General features: G+C 29.9%; 22 protein-coding genes and 1 pseudogene. All 23 read right to left on the reverse strand.

Translation table 11 applies throughout. The features are described 5' to 3' along the window. Nucleotides 1-431, reverse strand: a 431-nt coding sequence (locus ABCP60_RS13530) for a hypothetical protein (RefSeq protein ID WP_343101881.1), incomplete at its 3' end; no start/stop codon positions are given. 16 nt (nucleotides 432-447) lie between these two features. Further along, nucleotides 448-1,116, reverse strand: a complete 669-nt coding sequence (locus tag ABCP60_RS13535; protein ID WP_343101882.1) for a phage tail protein — start codon at nucleotides 1,114-1,116, stop codon at nucleotides 448-450. Beyond that, nucleotides 1,116-1,772, reverse strand: coding sequence for a phage tail protein I (locus ABCP60_RS13540; protein WP_343101883.1), 657 nt, complete (start codon nucleotides 1,770-1,772; stop codon nucleotides 1,116-1,118). The genes ABCP60_RS13535 and ABCP60_RS13540 overlap by 1 nt, the downstream gene beginning before the upstream one ends. After that, nucleotides 1,772-2,719, reverse strand: a pseudogene (locus ABCP60_RS13545) (baseplate J/gp47 family protein); the annotation flags it as partial. The gene ABCP60_RS13540 and the pseudogene ABCP60_RS13545, both read right to left, overlap by 1 nt. 33 nt (nucleotides 2,720-2,752) lie before the next feature. Continuing rightward, complete coding sequence (locus ABCP60_RS13550; RefSeq protein ID WP_343101884.1) at nucleotides 2,753-2,932, reverse strand: hypothetical protein; 180 nt, start codon at nucleotides 2,930-2,932, stop codon at nucleotides 2,753-2,755. Further along, nucleotides 2,925-3,227 (reverse strand): hypothetical protein, encoded by a 303-nt coding sequence (locus tag ABCP60_RS13555; RefSeq protein ID WP_343101885.1) that lies wholly within the window; start codon nucleotides 3,225-3,227, stop codon nucleotides 2,925-2,927. Before ABCP60_RS13555 ends, ABCP60_RS13550 begins: the two co-directional genes overlap by 8 nt. Beyond that, entirely contained in the window at nucleotides 3,227-3,847 is a 621-nt protein-coding gene (locus ABCP60_RS13560; protein ID WP_343101886.1) for a phage tail protein, read from the reverse strand. The genes ABCP60_RS13555 and ABCP60_RS13560 overlap by 1 nt, the downstream gene beginning before the upstream one ends. After that, complete coding sequence (locus tag ABCP60_RS13565; RefSeq protein ID WP_343101887.1) at nucleotides 3,838-4,035, reverse strand: hypothetical protein; 198 nt, start codon at nucleotides 4,033-4,035, stop codon at nucleotides 3,838-3,840. Before ABCP60_RS13565 ends, ABCP60_RS13560 begins: the two co-directional genes overlap by 10 nt. 1 nt (nucleotide 4,036) lies before the next feature. Further along, nucleotides 4,037-4,945 carry a hypothetical protein gene (locus tag ABCP60_RS13570; protein WP_343101888.1) on the reverse strand — a complete coding sequence of 303 codons (909 nt, stop codon included), beginning with the start codon at nucleotides 4,943-4,945 and terminating at the stop codon, nucleotides 4,037-4,039. 4 nt (nucleotides 4,946-4,949) lie between these two features. Next, nucleotides 4,950-5,159: a tail protein X gene (locus ABCP60_RS13575; RefSeq protein WP_343101889.1), complete on the reverse strand. Its 210-nt coding sequence runs from the start codon at nucleotides 5,157-5,159 to the stop codon at nucleotides 4,950-4,952. Further along, complete coding sequence (locus ABCP60_RS13580) at nucleotides 5,137-7,182, reverse strand: tape measure protein (protein WP_343101890.1); 2,046 nt, start codon at nucleotides 7,180-7,182, stop codon at nucleotides 5,137-5,139. Before ABCP60_RS13580 ends, ABCP60_RS13575 begins: the two co-directional genes overlap by 23 nt. A gap of 172 nt (nucleotides 7,183-7,354) precedes the next feature. Next, a complete protein-coding gene (locus tag ABCP60_RS13585; RefSeq protein WP_343101891.1) occupies nucleotides 7,355-7,672 on the reverse strand; it encodes a hypothetical protein in 318 nt (105 codons plus the stop codon). A gap of 245 nt (nucleotides 7,673-7,917) precedes the next feature. Next, the gene (locus ABCP60_RS13590) at nucleotides 7,918-8,427 is read right to left on the reverse strand and encodes a phage major tail tube protein (protein WP_343101892.1); all 510 of its coding nucleotides are present in this window, start codon (nucleotides 8,425-8,427) and stop codon (nucleotides 7,918-7,920) included. A gap of 1 nt (nucleotide 8,428) precedes the next feature. Continuing rightward, on the reverse strand, nucleotides 8,429-9,868 hold the full coding sequence (locus ABCP60_RS13595) for a hypothetical protein (protein ID WP_343101893.1): 1,440 nt from the start codon (nucleotides 9,866-9,868) through the stop codon (nucleotides 8,429-8,431). A gap of 12 nt (nucleotides 9,869-9,880) precedes the next feature. Continuing rightward, nucleotides 9,881-10,378, reverse strand: coding sequence for a hypothetical protein (locus tag ABCP60_RS13600; RefSeq protein WP_343101894.1), 498 nt, complete (start codon nucleotides 10,376-10,378; stop codon nucleotides 9,881-9,883). Further along, nucleotides 10,375-10,944 (reverse strand): phage tail protein, encoded by a 570-nt coding sequence (locus tag ABCP60_RS13605; RefSeq protein ID WP_195940953.1) that lies wholly within the window; start codon nucleotides 10,942-10,944, stop codon nucleotides 10,375-10,377. The genes ABCP60_RS13600 and ABCP60_RS13605 overlap by 4 nt, the downstream gene beginning before the upstream one ends. After that, the gene (locus ABCP60_RS13610; protein WP_343101895.1) at nucleotides 10,944-11,252 is read right to left on the reverse strand and encodes a hypothetical protein; all 309 of its coding nucleotides are present in this window, start codon (nucleotides 11,250-11,252) and stop codon (nucleotides 10,944-10,946) included. The genes ABCP60_RS13605 and ABCP60_RS13610 overlap by 1 nt, the downstream gene beginning before the upstream one ends. Continuing rightward, on the reverse strand, nucleotides 11,252-11,572 hold the full coding sequence (locus tag ABCP60_RS13615; protein WP_343101896.1) for a DUF2190 family protein: 321 nt from the start codon (nucleotides 11,570-11,572) through the stop codon (nucleotides 11,252-11,254). Before ABCP60_RS13615 ends, ABCP60_RS13610 begins: the two co-directional genes overlap by 1 nt. Nucleotides 11,573-11,709: 137 nt before the next feature. Then, on the reverse strand, nucleotides 11,710-13,602 hold the full coding sequence (locus ABCP60_RS13620) for a prohead protease/major capsid protein fusion protein (RefSeq protein ID WP_343101897.1): 1,893 nt from the start codon (nucleotides 13,600-13,602) through the stop codon (nucleotides 11,710-11,712). Next, entirely contained in the window at nucleotides 13,568-14,992 is a 1,425-nt protein-coding gene (locus ABCP60_RS13625; protein WP_343101898.1) for a phage portal protein, read from the reverse strand. The genes ABCP60_RS13620 and ABCP60_RS13625 overlap by 35 nt, the downstream gene beginning before the upstream one ends. Nucleotides 14,993-15,049: 57 nt before the next feature. Beyond that, nucleotides 15,050-15,244: a hypothetical protein gene (locus ABCP60_RS13630; protein WP_343101899.1), complete on the reverse strand. Its 195-nt coding sequence runs from the start codon at nucleotides 15,242-15,244 to the stop codon at nucleotides 15,050-15,052. Next, complete coding sequence (locus tag ABCP60_RS13635; protein ID WP_343101900.1) at nucleotides 15,244-17,082, reverse strand: phage terminase large subunit family protein; 1,839 nt, start codon at nucleotides 17,080-17,082, stop codon at nucleotides 15,244-15,246. The genes ABCP60_RS13630 and ABCP60_RS13635 overlap by 1 nt, the downstream gene beginning before the upstream one ends. Continuing rightward, nucleotides 17,048-17,587, reverse strand: a complete 540-nt coding sequence (locus ABCP60_RS13640) for a hypothetical protein (RefSeq protein ID WP_343101901.1) — start codon at nucleotides 17,585-17,587, stop codon at nucleotides 17,048-17,050. Before ABCP60_RS13640 ends, ABCP60_RS13635 begins: the two co-directional genes overlap by 35 nt. Nucleotides 17,588-17,650: the final 63 nt, after the last annotated feature.

Raw genomic sequence — 17,650 nt, forward strand, 5'->3', positions numbered from 1 at the left:
AACAACATATACTGATTATCTGTATATGTTATGTAGCTATAATTTGAGTTTATATCTAGATCAAGATAACATATAAGTATTTCTTCATAAATTGCCCCTAAAGGAGGTATTGTATAAAAGTAAACTTTACTAGGCTTAAAGTCTAAATTTGTTACATTAGCTATATAAACATTTCTATTTATATTATTTGAGTCAGGGCGTGAGTATGTCTTTCCTATAGTTAATGAACCTGTTGCTACTTTTTTTCTAGTATTAATTTCTTCCCTAACTTTTTCAATTAATACACTTAATTTTGAACCTGGTACAACATTTACACTTTTACCAACAAGTATACTTTCAAGTGTATCTCTATCTACATTAGCTCGTGCAGCCTTTTTATCTATAGCAACAAGAACATCTTTCAAAGGTGTATTTATATCTAATTGATCCACAATTATCACCTCCCTATTATAAGCATTTATCTAACTTATTGTGTATTGTTATAGCTTTTAGCCTTTGAACGTTTAAATCTTCTTCAATTTGGTTAGATTTATTAAATAATTTTATTAATGCTTTATTTATATTAGCATCTTCTCCAAGTTCAAAGAGATTATCCGGGTCAGTTAATTTAACTTTTGTGTCAACTAATTCGATACTATTTATTTTTTCTTCTAAATCTAAGATATCTTTTTTAGTTGCTAGTATAACAGTAGGATCTATTTTAAGAGTGACACTAGATGTATTAGATACTTCTAATACCATTTTAAGTATTAAATCTTTTACACTTCCATCTCCAGCAATAGGTTTATATGTTTCAGGAAACTTTCCTATAGCTATTAAGTTACCGTCTGAATCGACAGCCCCTACTTCTCTAACCATAAATCCACCATCAGAACCTGGTATTACAGCCTCTAATATTATCCAATTTTGGTTTTCATCATCAACTCGTATTGAACTAATATTACCTTCCCATAGTTTGTTTTTTAGTTGTGTTTGTTCTTCAGTAGGATTATAATATGATCCATTACCATCTCCTACATGAAATTTAACTATATTTATTTGTGTTCCTAATGCTGTAGCATTTGCTATTTTAGCTTTACCTATTTGAGTTAAAATAGTATAAAATTGTTCATTCATTAAATCACCTCTTTCTTAGGATATATAGTTGTATTTTCAACTCCACCGTTATTACCTATAGCTATATGTAAAGTACCTTTTGAATTTAAGTCTTTAGGAGACCAAGGAAAAGTAGTTACTTTCTCTCCAGATAGCAAAGAAGATGCTATATAAGTTGTGTTTTTAGACACAGAGTATAGTTCTATTTTTTCTAAATGTGATCTAGTATTTTTTACAACATTAATAGATTCTTCAAACTTATCTAATAATAAATTTATATTGTTTTCTACTTCTATTCGTACTTTAAACATAAAAGGAGTACTATTATATTCAAACCACTCTTTTAGTACTGCATTACCAAATATAGATGTTAATAAAATTTCAACAGCAGCAGGTGTTCCTTTTAATTTATGTATTTTCTTTGCATTTTTTATTAAATTTCTTTTAACACTAATAGGAAAATCAACACTATAGAAATCAACATAAAATTGCCATGCTAATTCGTCTAGTGTATTATTATCAAGTTGATCTATTCTTCCATATATAAAAGCGAGTTTAGCCTCTTTAGCAAGTTCTTTAAAAACAGGATTTAATGCTTTACACATAGCTATAGTAGAAGGATCTTGCTTCATGTGACTAGTTTGAAGATCTAATAAATCTACATTATTAATATCCATTAGTCTAATCCTCCATAAACAACATTTATATTTCTTGCTTTAGCTACTTGAATATCTTTAATATCTATATGAGTAGGTGATGTTAATTCTATTTTTCTAACTGCAGTAAATTTATCATTAGTTGTAGTTGAATAGGTTGCTGCATCTTGAATTCTATATCTAAGTTCATCTGGATTGATTGATTTACCTAGATTAGACTGTTGCCAATTTATATATTCTCTTATAGCTCCTGTAGTTAGATCTAAGCTTTCACCTTCAATGGCTTTTCTATATATAGCTTCTTTATATGAGTGATTTCTATCTAAGTAATATGTTAAGTTAATATCATATTGTACTTCCTCACAACCTTCAACCTCTACCTTGTCAGTTAAAGGTCTTCTATCTCTTCTAGAGCAATCTTCAAGAACTTTATTAATAATCTCCTCTGTAGGATCAACAGCACCATCTAATAAGATAACTATTTTAACAACTCCTGGAGATGGTGAAGTAGGTTTTGCATCTATAATACTTGGATGAGAACCTTTAGCGAAAGCTATATAAGCATCATCTGGTCCTGCTGTAGATAATGCTTTTTGAGATAGTCTACAACGTTCTCTATACCTTTCATCAGATTCAATATTCGAACCTCCTGCTGACATTTCAATATTTACTATTGATTCAACAAAAGGGATTAAATCCACCATTAAGTTTATTTGTCCTGGTATAAAACCATTAAACTCTGGACCTACTTTTTCAGCATCTAATATTCCTATAGCTTCTAATTGTCCTGAGCATATAGTTATTTTTTCTCTAGTTTTAAAATAAATATTTCCATCAGGAGAAACTCTTGTGTTAGCTGGTATTACTATATCAGTATCTTGAATTTTGCTTAGTTTACATTTACATTTACAACTAGCTTTTTGAGCTTCAAGTCTTTCTGTAAAAAATAAATCTTCTCCTATACCGTCAAGTTTTTCACCTCTTGAGTATCTGAGAAGATTTTATTTTGAAGAATCATTTATTTCATGTTTTATACCAACGATTAAAGGTGTTAATTGTTGTAAGAAAATACGCCTTTCATCTCCTGGATATAAAGGTTCACCAATTAACTCTTCAAAATCATTAATAATTTTTAAATTAATAGTCTTTGCATCTATATTTACAAAATTTATATCACTCAATATCTACCACCACCTCAATATCTATTTCTCCACTTGGAAGTTGCTTTACAAGTACATTTTTAATTTTTGCTCTTGGTTCATATTCTTCTATTAAATCATAGGTTTCTGATATCAATAGGCTTTGTACATCTAAAAAATTTCTATCTAAGTTTTCTGGATTTCTTCCCATTACTCTATCATATGCAACTTCATACCGTACTGTATTTAATATATTAATTATATTTTGTATAATTCTTTCATCATCAGTAGCATTCCAGTTTATATATGATTTATTTGAATTAATATTATAAAGCATTATCCATATAACTCCTTTTCTAGAGCTTCTATTTTACTATTATCACTTTTACTAGTTTTATTTTTTGATTTAGATTTTGATGCATTTTTATTTTTTCTTTTCTTACTTTTTTTAGATGATTTAGTTGTTCCAGCAGTAGATTTTTTTGAAGTACTCTTAGTACTACTTTTAGTAGTGTTATTACTCGAACTGGATGTAGTAGTATTTTCCTCTTTCTTTCCTGCTCTTACATATTCTGAAAATTGAAGTTGAACTTTGGCCTTTAGATACTCTCCAGAAACACCTATTTTTGTTTCACTAACATCAACATTAGTAAGTAGAAACTTATATGTTGCTAAATTTCTATTACCAATTATTAGATGATATGGTGCTTTAGAATCTTTTATTTTTTTCCATTCATCTATTTCATTTCTTACATCAATGTTTTTTTGTTTTATTAATGAGACATTTAAAGACACCTTATCTAACCCAGGACCTTTTATATAAGTAGATGGTTTACTACCGTCTACTTCTTGTTCATCAATTTTTAATTCACTATTCATAGTAAATTCATCAAAAGTATATAAATGATTAGAGCTTACCTTAAATACTTTATTCGCAAAGCTTCCTATTATTGACATTTTGCAATTATCACTCCTTCAGTATCAGTATAAAAAGCAACTACAACTTTATCACCTACACTTAATGTATTTATATCTATGTGGTATGCTAATTCAAGGCTATAAGAGACGGTTGACTCTTGAGTAGGCATTACGACTCTTATATTACTTGAATCAGTTATATTTGATATAACTCCTCTAATAATCATATCAATCCACCTTTCTAGCATATATATAGCTTCTATTTTTTATAAAATCATGCTTTATACTTTCTATAAAATATTTTCCTGAAAATGCTCCAACTTCTTTTATTTCAATAATACTTGAACCAGCTAAATTAGTATTTAAGTTTACACAAATATTTAATGTATTAATATACTTGTTTTTATATTTAAGTATATTTTCACAAAATCTATTGCCTTCTACAACAGATGAAACTCTTACTTTTGGCTTAAGAACACTTGCATTATCCAATGTATTGATAATTTCTGATTTTATATACTCTTTAGCAAAATATTGTATTTCACATTTAGAATAAGTATCTAAGTTACTTTTTCTAAATTTATATTTACCTATAAAGTCTTTTGGAGTAAATTCATCAATAGGATCTTTAGCTTCAAAAAGATTTTCATTATATATAACGAGTTTATTATTAGTAACCTTAGCTCTGTATCCTTCTAAAATACACCTAGATACTAAAAAAGAAAAATCTGTCTTATTAATCTGATCCAATCTATCATAGGTATAGTTATTTATTTCATAAGTTTCAAGATTTAGATTTAATCTTTCAGCTATAGTTGATGCAAATTTTAAAAATGTTATATTTTCTAAAGTAGAACATTTTATTTCTTTATATTTTCTTTTGAGTGAATTTGCTTTTATTATACATTTCCCACTATTTATATAAACAGTATCTACATACATTAAACCACTTGAAAATCCATCTTGGATTATCTCAATTGTTTCATCAGTATCTATATTCCATATTCTCCAGTCATTTTCTATATCTGATATACAGATTTCTAAGCTATCATAAATATCACCAGCATTATCGTTTATAATAGCTCCTATTACATTTAAATCATGAGATATATCTACTTTGTTAACTTTAATTATCATTTAATCACCTCTTCCAAGGTGGCAATGATGAATTAGCTTCTATATCAAGTATAGGAATATTAAGTTCTACACCTTCATCAAATACTAATATAGTTCCAACATCTGGATTAGCTTTTATTATTTCACTAGCATAGTATTCATCATCATAAAAGTCTAAGGAGATACTATCAAAAGTATCTCCTTGTAATGTATTATATGTTAAATATTGTTTCATCTATGTTTACCCTTTCACCATCTTCATTTATATTGTCTATGAAATCCTTGAAATCTTCAAAGCTAGATAATAGCATTTCTTTTATTTGCTGTTTATCATTACTTCCTGCATATATTGTAGGACTGTAAGTATAATAATTACCATCACCATTAGAAGATGTTGATCTTTTGCTTTTTAAAGAAATATTTCTAGGCTTTAAAGTTCCTAAAGGTTCTCTAGATACACCTTGATTAACTCCTAATATTCTACTAGTTTGTTCTAATAGTTGAATACTTCTAGGGTTATTTTTCTTTAATGGTATAACAGCCTCTGGACCTGCTTCACCACAAATAGATGGTCGTGTTGCAATACCACCTTTTGCATACTTTTTCATTCCTTTTGATGATTTGCCACTTTTTGAGTTTCCTCCTACATTAGGTATTTTAGGGATATTTATTAGTGGTATTTTATTTATAAGGTCTATCAGTGAATTTAAAGCATTTATAACTGCATTACAAGCATCCACACCCCATTGTTTTAAGGTGCTAAAAAAGTTTGTAACAGAAGTTCTTACAGTTTCTGATGTATTCCATAGATATATAAGTCCTGCAACTAATAATGTAACTCCAATAATAACAAGACCTATAGGAGAGGTTAAAAAAGCCATTACAGCACCAAAGGCTCCCATTACACCAGTACCTATAGCCACAGCTACGTTTAAAGCTCCTTGCGCTCCTGCTAATAAGAAGGTTTTAATTGCTGAGGCACCTTTACACACTGCATCCCAGGTATATAAACCAATAATACCTGCTGTTAATGCCATATCTTGCATTTTAGCAAATAATAAAGGTAAATATTGTGTTCTAGCTAACCTTAACATGCCTGCTAAATTTGATATAGTAGTTACTGCATTAGATACAAAACTTATAGCTTTCCATGTTAAAAAAGACATACCTATAAATCTAGCTATATTCATTATTTGTGGTCCATGAGTTAACATATAGTTACCTAAATTCATTAATTTAGGTAATGCTATATCTATACCATTTGATATATCTGTAGCAAATTTACCAAAACTCTTTTGTAATTCTTCAAATTTACCACTAGCTTGAAGTCCTTGTAATTTTTCACTTATTTGAACAGCCTTATCTTTAATAACATCAAAAAAACTACCGTCTACAACAAGCCCTTCATTACTTATACCAGCCATTTGAGCTAATCCTGACTTCCATACACCAGATATAGTACTCATAACTCCTTTAAAGCTATTCGCTTGTATTTGCATACCACCTTCAAATCGTTCTTTCATAAGACTCATTAATGAAGCATTAAAGGCTCTTTGATTTGTTATTTGACCTTTGTTATTTACAACTTCAAGGTCTCCAAGTTTTTTATTCGCTTGTTTTACTATTTGCTCTTTGGTAATTCCAAATTCTTTAAGTCTTTCTAATTCTCCAGTTTGAGCATCAGCCACGGCTTCAACCGCTTGATCCATTCCTTTACCCATAGCAGCCGCCATATCACCTATGTATGGTAATACTTTCTGAGCTTCAAGGCCATAACTTTGTAGTTTAACTGTTCCATCTACTATATCTCCTGTTTCAAAAGGTGTTTTATTAGCATAATCAACAGCCCATTTGAAGGTTTCCCCTGCTTTTTTGTTATCTTTCATAACTATGTTTAATGTGTTTCTATACTGCTCCATTGATGATGCTTCAGACAACATATCTTTAGAACCTTTGACGGCTAATGCAGCACCAGCAGTTGTTCCAGCTAATGCCATAGTTTTTACAGTTTTCTTTGCTTCACTAGCTGCATTTCTTAAATTTTTACTTAAACGAGAGGCATTATTAGATGCTGTTATAAGTCCTCTAGAGCATGAAGAGGTTCTACCTAAGGAGCTATTAAGTCTAGTTGAACTATTAGTAACAGTCTTAAAAGCATTTGAACTTTTAGATGCAAACTTAGTTATAGCATCAAAAGCTCTTTGAAGAGATGGATTAAGTTTACCACCAATTATTATATTAGTATTAAAACTTTTCATTATTCACCTCACTATTTTGATTTATTTCTAGCCTCTAATTCATCGGCCAAATCAAAATAATATTCAACTAACTCTTTTATAGGCATTTCTAAACAGTCTCTTCTTGAGTTAGATGTTTCTAATGTTATTTGAGCTATTGATTTTCTTATAAAATCAGGTGGAGTAAATCCACCTAATTTATGAAAAAAGCCCTTATTATATCCGTTGCCTTTACATAATCTTTCATTGAAAGTCTATTTATATCTAAATAATCTAATCCACTTGCAAATGCGAATAATTGAGCATGTAAAACCGTATCTATTTCAGGTGATACTACAAATACTTGTCTTTTAACTAGTTCTTGTATAGCTTTTTCTATTGATCCACCTGTTAAGTTGTCTGTATTATAGTCTATATACTTTTTTTCTTCACCATCAATCATTATAGGTTTACTTAAAATTAATCTATTTGGATGTTCAATAACTTCTATATCTACTACATTTTCATTCATAATTAAATACCTCCTAAAATATAAAAGAAGCCCTTAAAGGACTTCTTTTTTTATTTATTTTATTTTTTATATTTTGAGTAATACATATAAATAATGACTCCTGCTAATAAAATTATTAAAAGAATATAGTCATATTGAGTAAATGGTCTATACTCCATACTATCACTCCTATTTCTTATTTATTATATTAATATAACAAGTATTTTAACAGGATTTACTATTAAATGTCTAATAATATAAAGATTTTATAACAATGCATTTATTGGCTGAGTTTTATCTACTCCATTTATTTTAAAAATACCATTTAATTTATCTATTTCTAATATTATTTTCCCATTTGTTACACGTTTATATGATAATATTTCGAATTCAAAACTTCCATCTTGTCCAGAACCAGGTTCGATTTTACCCTCACCTATTTTCTTAGGTATACACTTTATAAACGCTTTATGACCTATAATATCTGTTGATGCAGTAGAACTATCTAAGGCATCTGTTACCCATCTAACCTCTATATCTTTTCCATCCATAAGTAAGGCTAAATCATCTGGATTATTAGATACCCTTGTAGATATTGATAAAGTCATACTTCCTACTTGATATGGAGAAGGTAAATCTATTTCTCCTATTATTCCAGAACCTTTTATTGAATCCGTTAACATTTCTACTTCAGGAAGTTCTACACTTGATGTATCACCTATTTTTTTGCCCTGTGCATACACAGAATAATTTATAACTTTATTTCCTATTTTCATTCTATTCACCACCTATCATGTCTAATATTCCTTGAGAACTATATTGAATTCTTTGAGTAAGAGATTTAGCAGGAATAGTTGTAGTTGTTAAAGTATCAAATACAAAATTTCCTTGCATTAAATCAGAAACAATATTATCTGTATTTCTAAATTCTATTTTTCCAAATAATAATTTACCTTCGCTAATTAAAGAATTTAATCGTATTTGCTCAGTATTAAGAAGAGCGTCTATGTCATTTCTAGTCATAGGCTTATCAACTTTTTCAGCATTTCTTTTTTTAAAGTCATTGTTTAAATATATATTCATTCTCCTATTAATATCAAACATTTCTTCAGGCTTATTAGTTTTACCATGTTCAAAACTGCTCATATGAGAACCCCATAAAACCCATTTACCACCATAAAATAATGCTGTTGTTATTCCTTTTGAATTTAAGATATTGGCTGTATCTATAGTAAGCTTTATATCTTTATTAGAGTCATTTACTAGTCCTGATATATCTATTGGTTTATTTGAAGGAGTCTCACATGGTATACCATTATTTTTTACATCAGTTTGTTGAGTTCTAACTATAGCTAAAATAGACATATACATTTTCTTGCCTTGCATCTTACCCATTGGCCAACAAAGTTTTTCGTCTATAGAAGAGAGTCCATCAGATTCCTTTTTTTCTATCGCTTGACTATAGTTATTTAAAGAGGTATCTAAATCAGTATATATAACACTATCCCATAATCCACTTATGCTTTTTGATACTTCTAATAACTTATTTCTAACTATAAGATTTTTACCATACTTAGGTACACATAATATATTAGGTGCTATATTAAGGTCTTCATACACTGTGTGAACACAATATATACCCTTTCTTTCACCTGTACCAGCATCATATGAGCCTATTATATCTTGATTAGTTGTATTTATTGTAACAGTACTATAACTTAAGCTAACAGTACTTGGTGCCTCTGTAATAAATGTAATGATTACATTACCAGTTGTTGAATCTATATCTATTTTATAATCTGTATCTAATACTTTATCTGCTATTTTTATAGAGCTAGATATTGTATTTTCATCAAGAACTATTCTTTTATTTAAGACAGGAGTGTCTTTTGCAGATACATTTTTCTTACTTAGACTAGGATCTAAAACATTTATCAATATAATTGGTCCTATACTTTGCATTTTGTTTTTAAAATGTGCAAATACAGCTGCAGATAACGTATATTTATCAAAGTCATCATCAGAACTATATCCCATTTCAATTTGAGCTTCATCTAAATTAGATATCATTATTGGTTTATTTACTTTGCTTTCACAGTTTAAAACCCTATGTACAGGTGCAACACCTATATATATAGGTATTGTGTTAGATGTAGTAACTATCTGCTCATTTGATGGAATATATTCGCCATATACACCATGTTTGTATGAAGTCATATCATACACCTCCTATAAAAAATTATTTATTATTGGTAATGGACACATTTTAACTTTAAAAGTTATATATCCAGCCCAATAAGGATATATTTGTTCATCATAAAAGCCCCACTCAATAGGTTTTTCTACGATAATTCCTATATCAGAAGGGCTTTCATTTAATATCATTCTTATTTTAGTTATTAAATTTAATATGTCAGTATATCCTTTAGAATTTGGTATAATTCTATCTTCTAAAGTCAACCCTATATCATATGTTTGTATGTTTAATCGTATATTTAAAAATACATCATCACCATCATCTTTTCCGTTATCAGAACAAATTACGATTCCTGGTATATCATATCCATATTCATGAAGACAGTTTTTTGGAGGAGCCCAGCAGATATGTATTGCTGGTGGTACTAGTTCATATTTTTTATTATCATCACTAGCTTTTTCTAACTTTATGTCTTTAAGTCTTTTATCTAGTAAATCTTTTATTTTGTTTAATATATCTTCGTCTGTCATAGTTTATTTAATCTCCATTCAATTTCATGTTCTATCCTCTCCTGCAGTTTTTCACTTGCTTTTTTTTCTATCGCCTTTATTACTTTCTCATTTGAAATCATTTGAGGTACTGACAATGTTCTTAAAAGCCTTACAGGAGTTCTTTTTTTGCCTTCTCTCATCCAAATATGAGTTGCTCCATTCATAGTTTGAACAAATGCTGTAGGTGATGTTTTTATTACTTTATATCCTTCTTGCTTTTTTACTTTTACCTTAACTTTCTTATTTCTTTTTTTATACTTTTTTGGATTATATGGAAATTTACTTAAAGCTATAGTACTTCCTTTTGATTCAATATAGGCATTTAAACTTCCTTTACTAGCTCTTTTTTTCTTTAATGTAGCTCCTACATCTTTTTGTTTTATAGAGTATTCATTAGTAACTTCTTTCTTTGTTTGAGTAATTGTATATGTAAGAGTTCTATTTATCGCTGCTGCTGTAGCTGCTGGAACTTTATTTGGAAAATCCTTAAACTTTATAGCTATCTTTTTTAGCTCTTTATCATTTATAAAAGTATTATTAGCCATTAACTACTGGCTCCTTTTAGGATTATTTCATATAGCCCTAAGTCTTCTCTTACATCAAATACTTTATAACTTCTTTTATTAAGCATTTGTACTTCTCCTACCTCTGGAGTATGTGAGAAGTCATTGACTTTGCAATAGTACAATAAATCCCCCACATGTATTCCATCATACTCTTTTTTACTTCTATCTTGTAATCTATCAAGGTCTATTACTATATCTATAGGGATGCCATTTAAATATACTTGTTCTGAAAAATCTTCAAAAAATATTTTTAAATCATCTATAGCTTGATTAGATAAATTACTCATTACCCTATTTTTACTATAGCTACTGGTGTACCTGATGGCTTATCTTCTACAATCCATCCTGCAATAGTATCTCCTTTAGTTTTAGTTATATTACCTGATTCGTTTAAATAAACAGTATCACCTATTGAAAATACTTCCGTCTTTTCTGCTGCCATTTCATAAACACCTACAACACTTATAGAACCAATTTCACCAGGACTTATATTAGACGCTGCTATTCCAATCCTAGTTCCTAATTTAACAACATCTCCATATAATATAGTTGCTCTTGTATCATTTGATTTACATATCGTATTACCTTCTTTTATATATCTAGCCATTATTATTTCACCATCCTATTTTATATTTTTATCTTGAACTCTTCTTTATAAGATTTCATATTTTATTGCTATAAAATAAGGAGAATTAAATTAAAATTCTCCCTTTTTTATGTGTAATGTAAGCATAATTTTTACTTCTATTTACCTGCATTTTTATATAATCCTTTATAGTCTATTGCTGTAACACCATAGTCTATAAATATTCTCCACTTCATACCTAAATTATCAAATGATATAGCACTTTCTAATGTAGGCATATCTGAACCATTTAAGTATGTTACCTCTATAGTGTCACAATCAAATGGGCTTGCTGCTAAATACCACGCATCTTCGCTATATACGTCTAGTTCTGGATCTACAACTAACTTAAGCTTATTTCTAAATGGATTTACTATATTAGCATTATTAAATGCTGGATCAGATATAGAATTTAAAAATTGTTCTGCTTGTGTTTCTAAGGCAGCAGGTACTATTAAATATTGTGGTGATATATTTAATGTTTCTAGTCCTCTTAAATTCTTTTGACTTCTCATAGCTCTTCTTGCTTCACCCATAGTTGCTACATTTATTACTCCTGCTGTTTTAGCTAAGTTAGCATGTTTGCTATGGAATAGTTCAACATTATCATATATCTTAGAATTCTTACCTAACATTTGATAAACAAGTTTATTTATACCTCTATCAGCTGCTCTTACATAAGCTTGAGGTAATTTAGTTATTATAGATATATCATCATTTATAAGAGCTTGTCTTGATATACTGAAAGATTTACCATAAGTAAGTAAGCTTGTTTTAACTCCTTGGTCTTTCATTTCATCATGTTCAAACTCACCATTTTCAGGTATTAACTTTAAGTCTCCAGCCTCACTTATTTGATACTTTGTAGTTGCTTTAAAGTCTGGATTGCTACCTGTACTTACCCATTCTTTATATGTTGATGATTGAACTTTATATGCTGTTTGCATACTTTTATTTACTGTATTATCTAATATAGCTGAAAAATTACTTCCTGGAGTAAATGCTTCTCTAAATAATCGTTCATTATCATATCTAGATGCATCAATTTTTCCATCCATTCTTAAGCACTCAACAGCTATATCTCTTAATCTTAAACCTCTTAAGTCTCTAGCTCCATCTGAAACATTTTCTAATCTTGTTCCAGATCTCATTAATATTGAATCTGATGCAGCATTTCTAAATTTATCTGTCTCATCCTTAATAACTTGAACATTTCCAGGTAAAGGTGCTTTTTCACTTCTTAACTGATTCAATATGTGACTTCTAACTTCATCTACACTTGTACCATTTGCTATAAATTCTTGTCCATCTATATTAAATTCCCTACATAATGTATTTATTTCTGATGCTCTTTGTCTTTCAGCCTCTAATATTTGTCTTTCTTCTTCATTTTTATTTGTATTTTTAGACATGTCTCTCTCACCTTCTCCTTTGTTATTATCTCTTTGTTCATTTGTTACAGTAGTATCTTCCCCTTCTGAAACACCTTCTAGCTCTCTTCCTACACCTACCGTTTCATCTGCTGGAACAGATACAATTGATATTTCATTCGGGATCCATTTAGTAGCTATCTCACAAGGTCCCATAAATCTACCGTCACTAGACATTTTTCCTGCCTTTACTTCTTCCCAGGCATCTACTGAATAACTAACAGATACTCCTCTTAAGGTTTCACTTTTAACTTTTTGGAAAATTATTTCTGACTCTTCGTCCGAATCAAATCGTACTATAGCTCTTCCTTTTTTCTCTGCTTCATCTATCCATGCCTTTTCAACTTTTCCTATTACTTTGCTTCTATTGTGGTTAAATAAAAGTACTCCTATCTCATTTAGTCTTGTTAAGTCAACTGCATTTGCACTATGACTTAATATTTCATTTCCAAACCATCTAGCAACAGGCTTTTCAGAACTAAATGAAAGTTCTATACTTCTATCATCTTCATTTACTTTTATTTCGCCTGATATAGACCTTATATTGTTATTCTTTTGCTTTAATTTTGCTTGTTGTGGCATTATCTAAGTCACCTCTATTCAATTCTTTTAAGTATTCTGTTTCTCTTACTCTTTGCTCTATAACCTCTCTCCAGTCCTCACCCCTTTCAGCACAAACTCTTGCTAATGTATCTATATTTGATTCTATAGCCGTTTGATTGGCCTTAACTTCTTTTAGTGGGTCTATCCATCCCCAACCTGCTGGTATCCAATTGTGCTTTAAGTATTTTCTTTTATTTTTATAAAAATCTTTTATATTAATATTTTTATTAAGTATTGCTGCATTTAAAAATTCCTCATAAACCTCACTTAAAAAATGGTCTATAAGGAAATCCTGTATCTCTTTATATGTTTTTTGATCTTCTAGTAACCCTTGTCTTGCACTAGAGTAATTTACTTGAGACATATCTCTACTAATTGCTTCATAACTTAAGCCTTGTCCAGCTCCTGCAAGTCTTAATTGAGACGTTACAAAGTCTTTAGAACTTGACCCTGTATTTGAAGGATTTACAGCCTTTACATCTTCTCCTGGTTGTAATTCCATTATCATACCTGGTGTTAATGTTTTTTGTTCATATCCTGATTTAGTATCTCTTTGTACTCTTCCTCTTCCTATAGAAGAACTTCCTGGATCTACCTTAGTTATAAATGCACTTAAACAAGCAGTTACTCTTTCTTTTACAGAAACTGCTTCAACAAATTCATTTATATCCCTAACTCTACCAATAGTTCTAGATAATAAAGATATTTCTCTAATTTGAGATGGCCTACTCTTTTTATATAAATAGATTACTCTATCTGCCTCGACTCTTATTGTCTTGCCTGTATAGTATCCATCAGGAGTATATTCTTTAAAGTGATAAGCTATCGGTTTATTATTGATATCTAACTCTATACCACCAACAATTCGATTATTATTTTTTTCATTTCTCCAATTAAGGTTAGTATCTAGTTCATCTACTTCTTTAGCTTGTAATTTAAATGGTACTATACCATCTTTCGTATAACTTTTTATAAAAATAATGGCTCCGTCAACCTTCATTCGTCTTACAGCCATTGTACATAGTTCTTTAAAACTTTGTTGTGCTGTTATATCACAATTTTTAGGTTTTTGCCATTCTTTAAATAGTTCTTCAATTTCTTTGTTTAACTCTTCATCTTCTTTGCCATCTTTATTTAAAATCTTGGCTTGAAGTTTAAATCCTCTACCTACTACATTTCTCTCATATGCATTAATAATAGCCTCTGCTACATCTGAATTTCTTTCTAAATCCCTAGCTCTAGCCCTTATAGTATCTCTTTGCATGCTGTCTGTTTGTTCTGCAGTTCCATTTACAACATTCCAATTTAAATTACGCCTTCCATTATCTCCTGCATCATATGATCTTTGAGCTGCTTCCCTCCATGCCATCCTTTGATAACCTAATTTAGGATTTATATAAAAAATAGTTTTATCTAGTAAATTCATTTATCTAGTATCAAATACAGCTACTTTTGTACTGTACCCTTCACTTGAATTTAACTCAGCTCTTAGTCTTCTTCTTTCTTCATATAATGTTTTTAGGTCGGCTCTTTTTACTCTTCGAGTTCCTATTTGGTATTCTTGAGCTCCATTTTCGATAGCATCAATAGCATTTTCTATTGAATTTAACCTATCTCTCATCAAATCCAACCTCCTTTATTATTAATCCATCCGTTATTATTATTGTGTTCATCTTTATTTTTTTCTTGTGCATTGATAACTATAGGTTCTTCTTCATCTTCTTTGAGATATCTTATATTTAATAAGTCTGCTGCTGTACAGGCATAGACTTCACAGTCTAAATAATGGTTGTCTGCATGGGCTGTTTTTGTTTTCCAAACTTCAACTTCTCGACCACCTTTTTTGACTTTAACTTTATGTTCACTAGTTATTTGTTGAGCATAATCTAAATCACATTTTTTATAAACCATAAAACTTCCTGTTCCATTTGACCTAATAAGCCTACTTGCTATAGTTTCTTTATATTGATTAGTATTTACTATTACTAATCTCATACCATGTGCTTTAGAACTTATTTTATCTATTGTGCTTATTTTATACCTAGTAAACATTTGATTACTAGCACCTTTAACAGGCATAACCCAATCACTATTTGAATAACAGAAGTCATAGACTTCCTCTGTTCTATCCCCTGAGTCTATACAACAAAGAGATATTTGAAATACATCTCCATTTTTCTTTTTATATATAGCATTCATTCTTTCTTCTATATCTTCAAAGGTAAATACTTCACCATGTGTTATATTCCAAGATGTATAGTTTGGTCCCCATGCTCTTATTGTGTAATATAGTTTTTCTTTTTGAACGTCTACACCAGCTGTAAGTACTTGAGCCTTATCTGGAACTATAAACTCTTCATATTCACTTTGTCTTTCCATTACAACATCTGAATTAAGTTTTAATTGAGTTTCTTCCCAAGGTTCTGCAAGCCATGAATTTACAAAGTTTTGAAGCATATCAGGAAAGTTTTTAGATTTTAAAAACTCATATGCTATATCTCCAAACCTAACCCAAGGAGAATATATTGTATTTAAATGAAATGCTAGTTTTTTTCTACTTGAGCTTTTATTTTCAGCTTTCCATTTACCATTTCTAAGCATATTCATTTTATGACCATCATTAATTTTTCCTTTGCACTCTTCACATTCATAGTATGCTAAATTTGTTACCTCACTTACATCTACACCTTTAGGCCATTTAATCTGTTTAAACTTAAACTGTTGATAGGTTGCACAATGAGGACATGGTACATAATAATATCTTTTTTCATCTGCTCCTTCAAATGCCTTCCACACATTTCCATCCCTTACAGTAGGCGTTGATGTTAGGAATATCTTTTTATTGTATGCAAATGTCTTTGTTCTTTCTCTTGCTAATGAAATAGGGTCAGCTTCTTTTCCAGAGTTAGGTGGATATTTGTCAACTTCATCTAAAAATAAATATCTTATTGGTCTAGATGCTAATGATGCAGGGGAATTCGCTCCAGATAAAACAACATACATTCCATTGAACTGTAATTCTAAAACTTTAGAATCTTTTTCTTGAAATCTAGATTTTAACTGTGGTGCTAATTCCACCATAGGTTGAATCCTGTTTTTACTAGCATAGTCTGCTAATTCCAAAGTTGGATAAACAACTAATGCTGGTGCAGGATCTTGTGCTATTACATAGGCCAACATATTATTCATAGCCTCTGTACCTCCAACCTGTGTAGGTTTACAAAATATAATTTCTTCTACTTCGTTATCATTAAAAGCATCCATAATTCCTTCTAAATAAGGTGTTGTACTAGTTCTCCAAGGTCCAGGTGCTGCCGAAGTCTTTGAATCTAATATTCTATGTTTATCTGAGAACTGACTAACACTTAGATTTTCAGGTGGTTTTAATATTTTTAGACTTTTAGAAAGCCATGTAGACCATTCATCACCCTTTAATTTTTTTTGATTTTGGTGGCTCATAAACTCCATTTATGCACATTTGACTCAATGCATCTTCTATAACTTCTTTTATTTGACTTTCTATTTTTCTTGCAGTTGTTTGACCAACAATTAAACCTATATCTGTTACTATCTTTCTACTAAGTCCCATAAGACTTCTTTTTAATACAACAAAAAAGCGATTGAGTTCATCTATTACCTCATCTCGCTTTAAGTACTCACCTTTAGCTATTGAATTTTTTAAATACATATTTTCTGCTTGAGCTTCTTTGTATTTCATCTCATAATATAACTTCTTTTCTTTAAAACTCATATCCTTAGAATCTTTAACAGATTTTAAGTTTCCACTACCAACCATACCCTTCCACTTTAAAACCTCAGCCAAATCCCACCACCCTCGGCTGTGCTTTGGACATCCTTCATCAGCCCACTTTTTTATAGCTACTCTTGATACACAAAGTAATGCACAAAGTGCTTCAGTGTTTACAATTAATTTTTCGTCTTCATCCTTGTATTTCACTGCCATACAGCCACCCCCTGTAATCAATTTTTATCTATTTTTTTGTTAACTTGTTAACCATTTTTTTTT

The sequence above is a fragment of the Romboutsia sp. MSSM.1001216sp_RTP31141st1_G3_RTP31141_220114 genome, from assembly GCF_039031195.1.
GTDB classification, from domain to species: Bacteria; Bacillota; Clostridia; order Peptostreptococcales; family Peptostreptococcaceae; genus Romboutsia_C; species Romboutsia_C hominis.